This is a genomic window from Streptomyces physcomitrii, from assembly GCF_012273655.1.
In the GTDB taxonomy this organism is placed as follows: Bacteria; Actinomycetota; Actinomycetes; order Streptomycetales; family Streptomycetaceae; genus Streptomyces; species Streptomyces physcomitrii.
This window is the reverse complement of the sequence record NZ_JAAWWP010000029.1, coordinates 34,605-49,822: the sequence shown is the minus strand read 5'-3', so window position 1 is coordinate 49,822 and position 15,218 is coordinate 34,605. Positions and strand designations below refer to the sequence as shown.

2 protein-coding genes are annotated in these 15,218 nt (G+C 74.4%); both read left to right on the top strand.

Annotation, left to right across the window (positions count from 1 at the left end; translation table 11 throughout):
* Positions 1-63: 63 nt before the first annotated feature.
* Positions 64-4,959, top strand: a complete 4,896-nt coding sequence (locus HFV08_RS29215; RefSeq protein WP_168543571.1) for a type I polyketide synthase — start codon at positions 64-66, stop codon at positions 4,957-4,959.
* Between the two features lie 26 nt (positions 4,960-4,985).
* Positions 4,986-15,215 carry a type I polyketide synthase gene (locus HFV08_RS29210; protein ID WP_168543569.1) on the top strand — a complete coding sequence of 3,410 codons (10,230 nt, stop codon included), beginning with the start codon at positions 4,986-4,988 and terminating at the stop codon, positions 15,213-15,215.
* Positions 15,216-15,218: the final 3 nt, after the last annotated feature.

Sequence of the window (15,218 nt, the reverse complement as noted above, 5' to 3'; positions counted from 1 at the left end):
CGTACGTCTCCCGCTTCGGCCGCCGTCCCCGCGTTGTGGCCCTCCCCAGGAGCTGACACCCCCATGGACAACGAGAAGAAACTGCGTGACTACCTCAAGCAGGCCACCGCTCACCTGCGCGCCGCCCACCGGCGGATCGAGGAGCTGAAGAGCCCCGAGCCCATCGCCGTGGTGGCGATGAACTGCCGCTACGCGGGCGGTATCCGCTCGCCCGAGGACCTGTGGGAGGCCGTCACCGAAGGCCGGGACGGCATGTCCGACTTCCCGGCCGACCGCGGCTGGGACCTGGCGAACCTCTTCGACCCGGACCCCGACCGCGAGGGCCGCACCTACGCCCGCCAGGGCGGATTCCTCGACGAGGTGGACCAGTTCGACCCCGCGTTCTTCGGGATCTCCCCGCGCGAGGCGCTCAGCATGGACCCGCAGCAGCGGCTGCTGCTCGAAGTGGTCTGGGAGACCCTGGAGCGGGCCGGTATCGACCCGGGGACCCTGCGCGGCAGCGACACCGGTGTCTTCATGGGCGCCACCGACTTCGACTACGCCCGCGGCCTGAGCGAACTGCCCGAGGGCCTCGAAGGGCAGATGTCGCTGGGCGCCTCGGGGGCCATCCTCTCCGGCCGCGTCTCCTACACCCTGGGCCTGGAAGGGCCCGCGGTCACCGTCGACACCATGTGCTCCTCCTCGCTCGTGGCGCTGCACCAGGCCTGCCAGTCGCTGCGCCAGGGCGACTGCTCGCTGGCGCTGACCGGCGGCACCACGGTGATGTCCACGCCGAGCGGCTTCATCGAGTTCAGCCGCCAGCGCGCCCTGTCCGTCTCCTCGCGCTGCCAGGCCTTCGCCGCGGGCGCCGACGGCACCGCCTGGGGTGAGGGCATCGGCGTCCTGCTCCTGGAACGCCTCTCCGACGCCCAGCGCAACGGCCACCAGGTCCTGGCGGTCATCCGGGGCTCGGCCATCAACCAGGACGGCGCCTCCAACGGGCTCACCGCCCCCAACGGCCGCGCCCAGCAGCGGGTCATCCGCCAGGCCCTCGCCCACGCCCGCCTGACCCCCGCCGACGTGGACGTGGTCGAAGCGCACGGCACCGGCACCTCGCTCGGCGACCCGATCGAGGCGAACGCCCTGCTCGCCACCTACGGCAAGGACCGCGGCGACGGCGACCCCCTGTGGCTGGGCTCGCTGAAGTCGAACATCGGGCACACCGCGGCCGCCGCCGGGGTCGGCGGGGTCATCAAGATGGTGCAGGCGATCCGGCACGGCGTACTGCCCCGGACCCTGCACGCCGAGGAACCCTCGCCCCGGATCGACTGGGACGCGGGCGCGGTACGACTGCTCACCGAGGCGCGGCCCTGGCCCGAGACCGGCCGGGTGCGCCGGGCCGCCGTCTCCGCCTTCGGCGCCAGCGGCACCAACGCCCACGCCCTGATCGAACAGGCCCCGCCCGCGCCCGACCAGGCGCCCGCCCCTGCCCAGGCGCCCGCCCCGCTGGGCGAGCAGGCGCTGCCGTGGGTGCTCTCCGCGAAGAGCGAGCCGGCCCTGCGCGCCCAGGCCGAACGCCTCCTGGCCCACCTCGGCGCCCACCCGGACCTCTCCCCCGCCGAGATCGGCCACTCCCTGATCCACACCCGCGCCCGCTTCCCGCACCGCGCGGTGGTCGTCGGCACCGGTACCCAGGACTTCCGCCGGACCCTGGCCGGGTTCGTACGCGGCGAGCCGGTCGGCACCCTCGCCCAGGGCAGCGCCCGGCCAGCCGGGAAACCCGTGTTCGTCTTCCCCGGGCAGGGTTCGCAGTGGGCAGGCATGGCCGTCGAACTCCTCGACTCCTCCCCCGTGTTCGCCACCCGGATCGCCGAATGCGAGGCCGCACTCGCCGAGTTCGTCGACTGGTCACTGACCGCAGTCCTGCGCGAAGCCGAAGGCGCACCCTCCCTGGAACGCGTCGACGTCGTCCAGCCCGCCCTGTGGGCCATCATGATCTCCCTCGCCGAAGTATGGCGAGCCAGCGGCGTCACCCCCGCCGCTGTCGTCGGACACTCCCAGGGCGAGATCGCCGCAGCCGTCGTCGCCGGAGCCCTCACCCTCCAGGACGGCGCACGCGTCGTCGCCCTGCGCTCCCAAGCCATCGGCCGCCAACTCGCCGGACGCGGCGGCATGATGTCCGTCTCCCAACCTGCCGAAGACGTACGAGAACGCCTCACCGGCTGGGACGGACGACTCTCCCTCGCCGCCGTGAACGGACCCGCGTCGACGGTCGTCTCCGGCGACCCCGACGCGCTCAAGGAACTCCTCGCCCAGTGCGAGAGCGACGGTGTCCGGGCGAAGATCATCCCGGTCGACTACGCCTCCCACTCGGCCCACGTCGAAGAACTACGCGCGGAGCTCCTCGACGTGCTCGCCCCGATCAAGCCGCGGGCCTCCGAGGTCCCGTTCTGCTCGACCCTCACCGGTGAGCTGCTGGACACCACCGCGCTGGACGCGGGCTACTGGTACCGCAATCTGCGCGAGACCGTCGAACTCCAGGCCGCTGTGGCGACGTTGGCCGGTTCCGGGTTCGGCACCTTCGTCGAGGCGAGCCCCCACCCGGTGCTCACCCTGCCGGTGCAGGAGACCGCCCCGGACGCCGTGGTCGTCGGCTCCCTGCGGCGCGGAGAGGGCGGACCGGCCCGCTTCATCGCCTCGCTCGGTGAGGCCTTCACGCAGGGCGCGGCCGTCGACTGGGCCGCGCTGTTCACCCAGCCGGGCGCCCGGCCGGTCGACCTGCCCACGTACGCCTTCCAGCGGCAGCGCTACTGGCTGGAGAGTCCCGCCCGCGGTGCGGAGACGGTCGCGGCCGATCCCGAGGACGCCGCGTTCTGGGAGGCCGTCGAACGGGAGGACACCACCCAGCTGGCAGGCCAACTCGACCTGGACAGCCAGGCGTTGACCCACGTCCTGCCCTCCCTCGCCGCCTGGCGGCGCGGCCGCCGCGAACGCGCCGTACTGGACTCCTGGCGCTACCACGTCACCTGGGACCGTACGGCGGACCCGGCCTCCGCCACACTGGGCGGGACCTGGCTGCTCGCCGTGCCCGAGGGCGAGGCCGCGCGCCAGACGGCCGCCGCCGTACGGGAGGCGCTGGAGGCGAACGGGGCGGCGACCGTGCTCGTCGAGGTCCCCGACGGACTCGCCGAGCGGGGTGAGGTCGCCGCGCGGCTCGCCGAGGCGGCCGGGCAGGCACCCGCCGGGGTGCTGTCGCTGCTCGGCCTCGCGGACGCGCCGCACCCCGTCCACGCGGGCGTGTCCCAGGGCCTGGCCGCCACGCTCGCGCTGGTGCAGGCGCTCGGCGACCGCGGCATCGACGCGCCGCTGTGGCTGCTCACCCAGGGCGCGGTCGCCACCCAGGCGGCCGAGCCGCTGCTCAGCCCCGCGCAGGCGGCGGTCTGGGGTCTCGGCCGGGTCGCCGCGCTGGAACACCCGGGGCGCTGGGGCGGCATGATCGACCTGCCCGGCGGCACCGTCGACGGCCGCGTCACCACCCGGCTGTGCGGAGTGCTCGCCGGATACGGCGAGGAGGACCAACTCGCCCTCCGGGCCTCGGGAGTCTTCGCCCGCCGCCTGGTGCGCGCCAACACGCCCGCCCCGACGGGCGCCCCCTGGACACCGCGCGACACGGTCCTGCTGACCGGCGGTACCGGCGGCGTCGGCGCGCAGATCGCCCGCTGGCTCGCCCGCAACGGCGCCACCCACCTGGTGCTCACCAGCCGCCGCGGCCCGCAGGCGCCCGGCGCCGACACGCTCCGTGCCGAACTGGCCGAGCTGGGCGCCAAGGTGACGATCGCCGCCTGCGACGTCGCCGACCGCGAAGCACTGGCCGCGCTGGTGGCCGAGGTCGAGGCCGAGGGCCCGCCGATCCGTACCGTCATGCACATCGCGGGCGCGGGCGTGCTGGTGCCACTGGCCGACACCGACCTGGCCGAGTTCGCCGACACCGCCGAGGCGAAGGTCGCGGGCGCCGCCCATCTGGACGCCCTCTTCGACAAGGACACCCTCGACTCCTTCGTGCTGTTCTCCTCGATCTCCGCGGTCTGGGGCAGCGGCGAGCACGGCGCCTACGCGGCGGCCAACGCCTACCTCGACGCCCTCGCCGAGCAGCGGCGCTCCCGCGGCCTTGCCGGCACCTCGGTGGTGTGGGGCATCTGGAGCCCGGAGGAGGGCGGCATGGCCGCCAACCTCGCCGAGGAGCAACTGCGCGGGCGGGGCATCCCGTTCATGGCGCCGAAGACGGCCATCGACGCCTTCCAGGAGGTCCTGGACCGCGACGAGCGCGTGGTGGTGGTCGCGGACGTGGACTGGGAGCGCTTCGTGCCCGTGTTCACCTCGGCCCGCCCCAGCCCGCTGCTCGGCCGCGTCCCCGAGGTCGCCCGCATCCTGGCCGCCGCCGAGACGCCCGACGACGGCGGTGCGGAGTCCTCGTCGCTGCGCGCGCGCCTTTCCGGTATGAGCGCCGGGGACCGGCAGGCGGCCCTGCTCTCGCTGGTGCGCACCCAGATCGCCGCCGTACTCGGCTACACCGGGCCCGAGGCAGTCGAAGTGACCCGCGCCTTCCGGGAGTTGGGCTTCGACTCGCTCAGCGCGGTCGATCTGCGCAACCGGCTCGGCACGGCCACCGGACTGCGGCTGCCGGTCACCGTCGTCTTCGACTACCCCAGCGCCGCCGAGCTGGCCGGCCACCTCGGCGGCGAACTCTTCCCCGAGGACGCGGCCTTCGCCGACGCCGACCCCGAGGAGGCCGAGGTCAGGAAGGCGCTGACGGTCATCCCGCTGCCCCGGCTGCGGGAGTCCGGGCTCTTGGACGACCTCCTGCGCCTGGCCCGCGCCGACATCGGGGCGGGCGAGGACGGCACGCAGGACACCGAGTCGATCGACGAGCTCGACGTCGACGACCTGGTGCGCATGGCCTACGACAAGAACGACCTCTGACGGACGCGAGTGCGGAGCTGACCACCATGGCAAACCCCACCGACAAGATCGTTGGCGCGCTGCGCGAGTCCCTCAAGGAGACCGAGCGGCTGCGCCGCGCGAACCAGCAGCTGACCGCCGCGGCCCGGGAGCCCATCGCCATCGTCGCGATGAGCTGCCGCTACCCGGGCGGCGTACGCGACGCCGAGGGCCTGTGGGACCTGCTCGTCGAGGGCCGCGACGCGATCTCCGGCTTCCCCCACAACCGTGACTGGGACCTGGAGGGCCTCTACGACCCGGACCCGGACCGGCAGGGCACCGTGTACGCCACCGAGGGCGGATTCCTGCACGACGCCGACCAGTTCGACCCCGCGTTCTTCGGGATCTCCCCGCGCGAGGCCACCGTCATGGACCCCCAGCAGCGCCTGCTCCTGGAGACCAGCTGGGAGGCCTTCGAACGCGGCGGCATCGACCCGGCCGCGCTGCGCGGCACCAAGACGGGCGTCTTCGTCGGCGCCGCCTACCAGGGCTACGTACCCGACTGGCCGCACATGCCCGAGGGACTGGAAGGCCATCTGGTCACCGGTATCTCCGCGAGCATCATGTCCGGCCGCATCTCCTACACCCTGGGCCTGGAGGGCCCCGCGGTCACGATCGACACCGCCTGCTCCTCCTCGCTGGTGGCCCTGCACCTGGCCTGCCAGTCGCTGCGCCAGGGCGACTGCTCGCTGGCGCTGGCCGGCGGCGCCGCGGTGATGGGCGCGCCGATGGGCCTGATCGGCTTCGCCCGGCAGCGCGGTCTGGCCTGGGACGGGCGCTGCAAGGCCTTCGCCGAGGGCGCCGACGGCATGGGCCTGGGCGAGGGCGTGGGCATGCTGCTCCTGGAGCGCCTCTCGGACGCCCGGCGCAACGGCCACCAGGTCCTGGCGGTGGTACGCGGCTCGGCCGTCAACCAGGACGGCGCCTCCAACGGGCTCACCGCCCCCAACGGCCGCTCCCAGCAGCGGGTCATCCGCCAGGCCCTGGCCAACGCCGGGCTCAGCGCCGACCAGGTCGACGCGGTCGAGGCGCACGGCACCGGCACCCCGCTGGGCGACCCGATCGAGGCCGGGGCGCTGCTCGCCACCTACGGCAAGGACCGGCCCGAGGAGCGGCCCGTCCTGGTCGGCTCGCTGAAGTCGAACATCGGGCACCCCCAGGCCGCCGGCGGTATCGGCGGGGTCATCAAGATGGTCCAGGCGATGCGGCACGACCTGCTGCCCAAGACCCTGCACGCGGACCGGCGTTCCTCGCGGATCGACTGGAGCTCGGGCGCGGTGGAGCTGCTGACCGAGGCCCGGGCGTGGCCGCGCGGTGAGCAGCCCCGGCGGGCGGGCATCTCGGCCTTCGGCGCGAGCGGCACCAATGTGCACACCCTCATCGAAGAGGCTCCCGAGACGGCCGCTCCCGCACCGGACGGCTCCGAGGGCGGGGAGGCCGCGTCCGCCCCGCTGGGCGGGGGCCTGCTGCCGTGGGTGCTCTCCGCGAAGAGCGAGGCGGCGCTGCGCGCCCAGGCCCGAGAGCTGCTCACCCACGCCGGCGCCCGCCCCGAGCTGTCCCCGGCCGAGATCGGGTACTCCCTGGCCGCCACCCGCGGCCGCTTCTCGCACCGGGCGGTCGTCGCCGGGGCGGACCGCGAGCAACTGCTGACCGCCTTGCGGGAGTTGGCGTCGGACGACTCGCCTTCCGCGGCGGTGGTACGCGGGAGCGGCACCCTCGCGGCCGACCCGCGCCCGGTGTTCGTCTTCCCCGGTCAGGGTTCGCAGTGGGCGGGCATGGCCGTCGAACTCCTCGACTCCTCCCCCGTGTTCGCCACCCGGATCGCCGAATGCGAGGCCGCCCTCGCGGAGTTCGTCGACTGGTCACTGACCGCAGTCCTGCGCGAGACCGAAGGCGCACCCTCCCTGGAACGCGTCGACGTCGTCCAGCCCGCCCTGTGGGCCATCATGATCTCGCTCGCCGAGGTATGGCGGGCGTGTGGTGTCACCCCGGCCGCCGTCGTCGGACACTCCCAGGGCGAGATCGCCGCAGCCGTCGTCGCCGGAGCCCTCACCCTCCAGGACGGGGCACGCGTCGTCGCCCTGCGCTCCCAGGCCATCGGCCGCCAACTCGCCGGACGCGGCGGCATGATGTCCGTCTCCCAACCCGCCGACCAGGTACGAGAACGCCTCAACGCCTGGGACGGACGACTCTCCCTCGCCGCCGTCAACGGACCCGCCTCCACGGTGGTCTCGGGCGACCCCGACGCACTGCGGGAACTGCAGGAAGCCTGCGAGGCCGACGGCATCCGCGCCAAGATCATCCCGGTCGACTACGCCTCCCACTCCGCCCACGTCGAAGAACTCCGCGCGGAACTCCTCGACGTCCTCGCCCCGATCCGGGCGCGGAGTGCCGAGATCCCGTTCTGCTCCACGGTGACCGGTGAGCTCGTGGACACCGCTTCCCTGGACGCGGGCTACTGGTACCGCAACCTGCGCGAGACCGTCGAACTCGACACGGCCATAGGCGCGTTGAGCGAGGCCGGGTTCGCCCTCTTCGTCGAGGCGAGCCCCCATCCGGTGCTGACCATGCCGGTGCAGGAAGCCGCCCCGGAGGCCGTGGTCGTCGGCTCCCTGCGGCGCGGGGAAGGCGGACCGGCGCGCTTTGTCGCCTCGCTCGGTGAGGCCTTCGCCCGCGGCGCCGAGGTCGACTGGACCGCGCTGTTCGCCGGAACGGACGCCCGGCCGGTCGACCTCCCCACGTACGCCTTCCAGCGCCAGCGCTACTGGCTGGAGGGCCAGGCGACCGCCCCCACCGCGGCCGATCCCGAGGACGCCGCGTTCTGGGAGGCCGTCGAACGCGAGGACACCACCCACCTCGCAGGCCAACTCGACCTCGACAGCGAGACGCTGACCCACGTCCTGCCCTCCCTCGCCGCCTGGCGGCGCGGACGCCGCGAACGCGCCGTACTGGACTCCTGGCGCTACCACGTCACCTGGGCACCGCTGGACGACACCCTCGCCTCCCCTCATACGGGGGTCCTTCAGGGCGGCGACTGGCTGCTCGTGGCCCCCGCCTCGGCGGGGGCGGAGGGCGAGCAGCTCGCCGCGGCGCTGCGCGTGCACGGCGCCCGCGTACGGCTGTGGGAACTGACCCGGGAGGAGGCCGGGCGCGAGGAACTGGCCGCCCGGCTGCGGCAGTTGACGGCGGAGGGCGCACCCACCGGGGTGCTCTCGCTGCTCGCGCTGGACGAAGAGCCCTGGACGCCCGGCGAGGCGCAGCCCGCCGGTTTCGCCCAGCATCTGGCGCTGCTCCAGGCGCTCGGTGACGCGGGGGCAGGCCTGCCGCTGTGGTGCGCCACCCGTGGCGCGGTGGCCACCGGCCGGGCCGAGACGGTGGCCCGCCCGCTCCAGGCCCTCCACTGGGGCCTTGGCCGGATCGCCGCGGTGGAGTACCCGCAGCGCGGGGGCGGCCTGATCGACCTGCCCGAGGTCCTCGACGAGCGGGCCGCGGCCCGGCTGTGCGGGGTGCTCGCCGGGCAGGCGGCGGGCGAGGACCAGCTCGCGCTGCGCGCCTCGGGCGTGCACGGGCGCAGGCTGGTGCGCGCCACGGCAGCCCCCGCCGCCGAGGCCGGGGACTGGCGGCCGCGGGGCACGGTCCTGGTGACCGGCGGCACCGGCGGGCTGGGGGCGCACGTGGCGCGCTGGCTGGCCCGTGGCGGCGCCGCCCGCCTGGTGCTCACCAGCCGCCGCGGCGAACAGGCGCCCGGGGCGGCGGAGTTGGCCGAGCAACTGCGCGCGGCCGGCACCGAGGTGCTGCTCGCGGCCTGCGACGTGTCCGACCGGGCGGCGCTGGCCGCGCTGCTCGACCGTATCGACGAGGAGGGTCCCGCGCTGGACGCCGTGGTGCACACCGCGGGCGTCCTGGACGACGGTGTCCTCGACACGCTCACCCCGGCGAGGGCCCAGGGCGTGCTGCGCCCGAAGGTGGACGCGGCCCTGCACCTCGACGAGCTGACCCGGACGCGTGAGCTCTCGGCGTTCGTGCTCTTCTCCTCCTTCGCGGGCACCCTCGGCGGCCCCGGCCAGGGCAGCTACGCCGCCGCCAACGCCTTCCTGGACGCCCTCGCCCAGCGGCGGCGCGCCCAGGGCCTGCCCGCCACCTCGGTGGCCTGGGGCGCCTGGTCGGGCGGCGGCCTGGTGGACGAGCAGGTCAAGGCGCGGCTGCGGGCCACCGGGATGCCCGCGATGGCTCCCGACTCGGCCGTCGCCGCCCTCCAGCAGGCCCTCGACGCGGGGGACGCCTATGTGGCGGTGGCGGACATCGAATGGGACCGGCTGATCGCAGCCACCCCCGCGCTCGGCTCCGCCCCCGTCCTCGCCGCGCTCCCCGAGGCGCGGCCCGCCCCGAACACCACGACCACCGGCGCCGGTGCGGAGGCGGCGACGCCGCTGGCCGAGCGGCTGGCCGGGCTCTCCCGCGCCCAGGCCGAGGAGGCGCTGACCCAGCTGGCCGCCACCGAGGTCGCCGCGGCCCTCGGCTACGCCGATCCGGGCGAGGTGGAGGCCGGACGCGCCTTCCGTGAGCTGGGCTTCGACTCACTCACCGCGGTCGATCTGCGGAACCGGCTCGCCGCCGCCACGGGACTGCGGCTGCCGGTCACCCTGGTCTTCGACTACCCGACCGTCAGCGCGCTGGCCCGCTTCCTCCTCGACGAGAGCGGCGCCGCCCCCGAAGCCGCCGCAACCGCCACCGTCGCCACGGGCAGCAGCACCGGCGCTCCCGCCGCCGGGGACGATCCGATCGCGATCGTGGCGATGAGCTGCCGCCTGCCGGGCGGGGTGAGCAGCCCCGAGGACCTGTGGCAGCTGCTCACCGAAGGCCGGGACGCCATCGGCGCGTTCCCCGCGGACCGCGGCTGGGACATCGAGGGCCGCTACCACCCCGACGCCGAGGTGCCGGGCACCTTCTACGCGACCGGCGGCGGCTTCCTGTACGAGGCGGGCGCCTTCGACCCCGAGTTCTTCGGGATCTCCCCGCGTGAGGCCCTGGCCATCGACCCGCAGCAGCGCCTGCTCCTGGAGACCACCTGGGAGGCCTTCGAGCGCGCCGGGATCGACCCGGCCACGGTCCGCGGCAGCCAGGCCGGTGTCTTCATCGGCGCCAGCTACAACGACTACGGCTCCCGCTTCCAGCGGGCGCCGGAGGAGTTCGAGGGCTATCTGGCCACCGGCAGCGCCAGCAGTGTCGCCTCCGGCCGCATCTCCTACACCTTCGGTCTCGAAGGCCCCGCCGTCACCATCGACACCGCCTGCTCCTCCTCCCTGGTGGCCCTGCACCAGGCGGCGCAGGCGCTGCGGCAGGGCGAGTGCAGCCTGGCGCTGGCGGGCGGGGTGGTGGTGATGTCCACCCTGGACACCTTCATCGAGTTCAGCCGCCAGCGCGCGATAGCCCCGGACGGCCGCTGCAAGGCCTTCTCCGCCGACGCCGACGGCGCGGGCTGGGCCGAGGGCGTCGGCATGCTCCTGCTGGAGCGCCTGTCCGACGCGCGGCGCAACGGGCATGAAGTGCTCGCCCTGGTACGGGGATCGGCCGTCAACCAGGACGGCGCCAGCAACGGCCTCACCGCACCCAACGGACCCTCCCAGCAGCGCGTCATCCGCCAGGCCCTCGCCCACGCCGGACTGGCCGCCGACGAGGTGGACGCGGTCGAGGCACACGGCACCGGCACCTCGCTGGGCGACCCGATCGAGGCGCAGGCGCTGATGGCGACCTACGGCCAAGGCCGGGCGGCCGACCGGCCGCTGTGGCTGGGCGCGCTGAAGTCCAACATCGGCCACACCCAGGCCGCCTCCGGAGTGGCCGGAGTCATCAAGACGGTGCTCGCGCTGCGCAACGGCGTCCTCCCGCGGACCCTGCACGCCGAGGAGCGCTCACCCAACGTGGACTGGTCGGCCGGTGCGGTCGAGCTGCTCACCGAATCGCGCGCCTGGCCCGCCACCGGGCGCCCGCGCCGCGCCGGGGTGTCCGCCTTCGGCGTCAGCGGCACCAACGTCCACGTCGTCCTCGAACAGGGCCCCGCCCACGACCCCGACGGTCCCGCCCAGGACACCGCCGAGAGCCCGGTCGAGGGCCTCGCCGACGACCCGGCCGGAGAGTTGGCCGGGGTGGAGGCGGCCTCGGTGGCCGGGGACCTCACGGCCTGGCCGCTGGCCGCCCGCACCGAGGACGCCCTGCGCGCCCAGGCCGCCACGCTGCACACCCACCTCCTGAGCCGCCCCGAACTGCAGCCCCTGGACGTCGGCTACTCGCTGGCCACCGGCCGCGCCTCCTTCGCCCACCGCGCCGTCCTCGTCGGCACCGACCGGGAGAAACTCCTCGCGGACCTGGTACACCTCGCCTCCGGCACCCGCCCGGACACCGTGGCCGCCGCCGGCCGCACCGCTTTCCTGTTCACCGGGCAGGGCGCCCAACGCCTGGGCATGGGCCGGGAGTTGTACGAAACGTTCCCCGCCTTCGCCGCAGCCTTCGACGCCGTCTGCGCGGAACTCGACCGCCACCTGGACACCCCCGTACGCGACGTCGTCTTCGGGCAAGACGCGGAGGCGCTGGATCGCACGGTCTCCACGCAGAGCGGCCTGTTCGCCCTCGAAGTAGCCCTGTACCGGCTGGTCGAATCGTGGGGCGTGGCACCGGACTTCGTCATGGGCCACTCCATCGGAGAGATCGCCGCCGCGCACATCGCCGGGGTGCTCTCCCTCGAAGACGCCGCCGCGCTGACCGCCGCGCGCGGACGCCTGATGCAGGCACTGCCCGAAGGCGGCGCCATGGTCTCCCTGCAACTACCCGAAGCCGACATCCTGCCCCATCTGGAGGGCTACGAGGACCGCGTAAGCATCGCCGCCATCAACGGCCCCACCGCCACAGTGATTTCAGGCGACGAAGCAAGCGTCGTTGAGATCGCCGAAGCAACCGGCGCCAAGACCAAGCGACTTCGCGTCTCCCACGCCTTCCACTCACCCCTGATGGAGCCCATGCTCGCCGAGTTCGGCAAGCTCGCGGCCACCCTCACCTACCACACCCCCCACCTCCCCGTCGTCTCCAACGTCACCGGCACCCTCGCCGACGAGGACATCGCCACCCCCGACTACTGGGTACGCCACGTCCGCCAAGCCGTCCGATTCGCCGACGGTATCGAGGAGTTGACGGCTCGTCAGGTGACCCGCTTCGTGGAGGTGGGTCCCGGCGGTGTCCTGGCCGCGATGGGGCAGGACTGCCGGCCGGAGGGTGCGTTCTGGCCGCTGCTGCGCAAAGACCGGCCCGAGGCCCAGGCACTGTTCGCCGGGATCGGTCAACTGCACGCCCACGGGGGGCGGTTGGACTGGCACCAGGTCTTCGCGGGGCGTGGTGCCCGGCGGGTGGAGCTGCCCACGTACGCCTTCCAGCGCAAGCGGTACTGGCTGGACGCGCCGGTGGAGTTCACCGATGTGACCTCGGCCGGTCTGGGGGCGGCCGGGCATCCGCTGCTCGGCGCCGCGGTCGAACTGGCGGGCAGCGAGCAGCTGGTGTTCACCGGGGTGCTCTCGGTGCGGACCCAGCCGTGGCTGGCCGACCACGCGGTCTCGGGGTCGGTCCTCTTCCCCGGCACCGCCTTTGTGGAGCTGGCGCTGCAGGCCGGCTACCAGGCCGGTTGCGCGCAGGTCGAGGAGCTGACCTTGCAGGCCCCGCTGATCCTCGCCGAAAACGGCGCGGCCACCGTGCAGATGGTGGTGGAGGCGCCCGACGAGAGCGGGCGGCGTTCGCTGGGCCTGTACTCCCGGCCGAAGGACGCGGGCGGTGAGGTGCCCTGGCTCCAGCACGCCAGTGGGGTACTGGCCGTGGACGAGGCCGAGGCCCCCTACGAGCTGGGGGGTGCCTGGCCGCCGCCGGGAGCCGAGCCGCTCGACGTCGCGGATCTGTACGAGCGGTTCGCGGCGAACGGCTTCGGCTACGGGCCCGCCTTCCAGGGCCTTCGGGCCGCTTGGCTGCAGGGCGAGGACGTCTACGCGGAGATCCGGCTGCCCCAGGAGCAGCAGCAGTCGGCCACGGACTACGGTCTGCACCCCGCCCTGCTGGACGCCGCCCTGCACACCATCGCCCTCGGGCCGACCCTGCAGGCGGACGAGGGGCGGCTGCCGTTCTCCTTCACGGGCGTGTCGCTGCACGCCGCCGGGGCGGGCGAGCTGCGGGTGCGGCTGAGCCCGAAGGGCACCGACACGGTGGCGCTGACGGTGGCCGACGCCATCGGGCGGCCGGTGGCGAGCGTGGCCTCCCTGGTGCTGCGCAAGCGCCCCGAACGCCTCGGCGAGACCACGGGCGGCGGAGAGGCGCTCTACCGGCTCGACTGGACCCCGGTCACCGAACTCCCCTCCGCGGAAACCGAGTTCGGGAACGACGGCTGGGCGGTGCTGGGCGACGACGACTTCAAGCTGGCGGGGCTGGACGAGTTCGGGGTGCGCCGCTACCCGGATCTGGCGGCGCTGCCCGAGGAGCTGCCGGGCACGCTTCTGGTCCCGCTGGCTCCACTGCCGGGTCCCACCGCCGAGGCGGTACGGGCGGCGTGCGAGCGGGCACTGGGGCTGGTGCGGGCCCACCTGGCCGAGGAGCGCTTCGCGCAGCTGCGGCTGGTGTTCCTCACCCGGGGCGCGGTGGCCACCGATCCCGACGCGGATGTGGCCGACCTGGCGCATGCCGCGATGTGGGGGCTGGTGCGCTCCGCGCAGACCGAGAACCCCGGCCGCTTCGTCCTCGTCGACCTGGACGAGCACCCGGACTCGGCGGTGGCCCTGCCCGCGGCCCTCGCCCTGGACGAACCCCAACTGGCCCTGCGCGAAGGCACGGTACGGGCCGCCCGGCTGGCCACGCTACGAATCGAGGAGAGCCCGGAAGCCGTCTGGGACCCGGAGGGAACGGTGCTCGTCACCGGGGCCACCGGGACGATCGGCGGGGTCATCGCCCGGCATCTGGCCGCCGAGCGGGGGGTGCGGCATCTGCTCCTCGCGAGCAGGCGCGGCCCCGACGCCGAGGGCGCGGACGCACTCCTCGCGGAGCTGGCCGCCGCGGGCGCGGATGCCCGCCTGGTGGCCTGCGACGCGGCCGACCGCGGCGCGCTGGCCGAGCTGCTCGCGACGGTGGACGCGGCGCATCCGCTGACCGCCGTCGTGCACACCGCGGGGGTCCTGGACGACGGTGTCGTCTCCTCGCTCACCCCCGACCGCCTGGAGCGGGTGCTGCGGCCCAAGGTGGACGCGGCCCTGAACCTGTACGAGCTGACCCGGGAGTCGGGCCGTACCGCGCTGGTGCTGTTCTCCTCCATCGCGGGCACCTTCGGCGGCATGGGCCAGGCCAACTACGCGGCCGCCAACGCCTTCCTGGACGCCTTCGCCCAGCACTGCCGCGCCCAGGGCCTGCCGGTGCAGTCGCAGGCCTGGGGGCTGTGGGCCGAGCGCAGCGAGATGACCGGCAAGCTGGACGGCACGGATCTGAAGCGGCTGGCCCGCGGCGGCATCCTGCCCTTCTCCTCCACGGACGGGGCGCGGCTGTTCGACACCGCCGGTGCCCTGGACGAGGCGGTGGTGCTGCCGATGCGGCTGGACACGGCCGCGTTCGCCGCGGGTCCGGTGCCGGCGCTGCTGCGCGGCCTGGTCAAGGCGCGCCCCGTACGCCGCCGGGCGAGTGCCGGGGCGGACGCCGCAGGACCGGGTCGTGCCGGGGGGCTCAAGGAGCATCTGGCGGGGCTGGCGGAGGCGGAGCGGGGCATCTTCCTGCTCGATCTGGTGCGTACCACCGTCGCCGGTGTCCTGGGCTTCGAGAGCGCGGCCTCGGTGGAGGCCGAACGGGGCCTGCTGGATCTGGGCTTCGACTCGCTGACGGCGGTGGAGCTGCGCAACCAGCTCGGCCGCGGCACCGGGCTGCGGCTGCCGGTGACGCTGCTGTTCGACTATCCGACCTCCCGGGCGATCGCCGAGCACCTGCAGGCCGAGATCGCGCCCGCCCCCTTCTCCGGGGCGCAGGCGTCCTTCGCCGAACTGGACGCGCTGGAGGGCCACTTGGCGGAGGTGGCCGCCGACGAGGAGGCGCGCACCCGGCTCGCCGCCCGGTTGCAGGACCTGCTCGCCCAGCTCGGCGAGGTCCCCCAGGACGCGCTCGGCAGCCGTATCGACGCCGCGTCCGACGAGGAAGTCTTCGACTTCATCGAGAACGAACTCGGCCTGTCCTGACCC

Coding starts and splice junctions, on each gene's coding strand:
- HFV08_RS29215 (WP_168543571.1), top strand. CDS start 64: ATGGACAACGAGAAGAAACTGCGTGACTACCTCAAGCAGGCCACCGCT.
- HFV08_RS29210 (WP_168543569.1), top strand. CDS start 4,986: ATGGCAAACCCCACCGACAAGATCGTTGGCGCGCTGCGCGAGTCCCTC.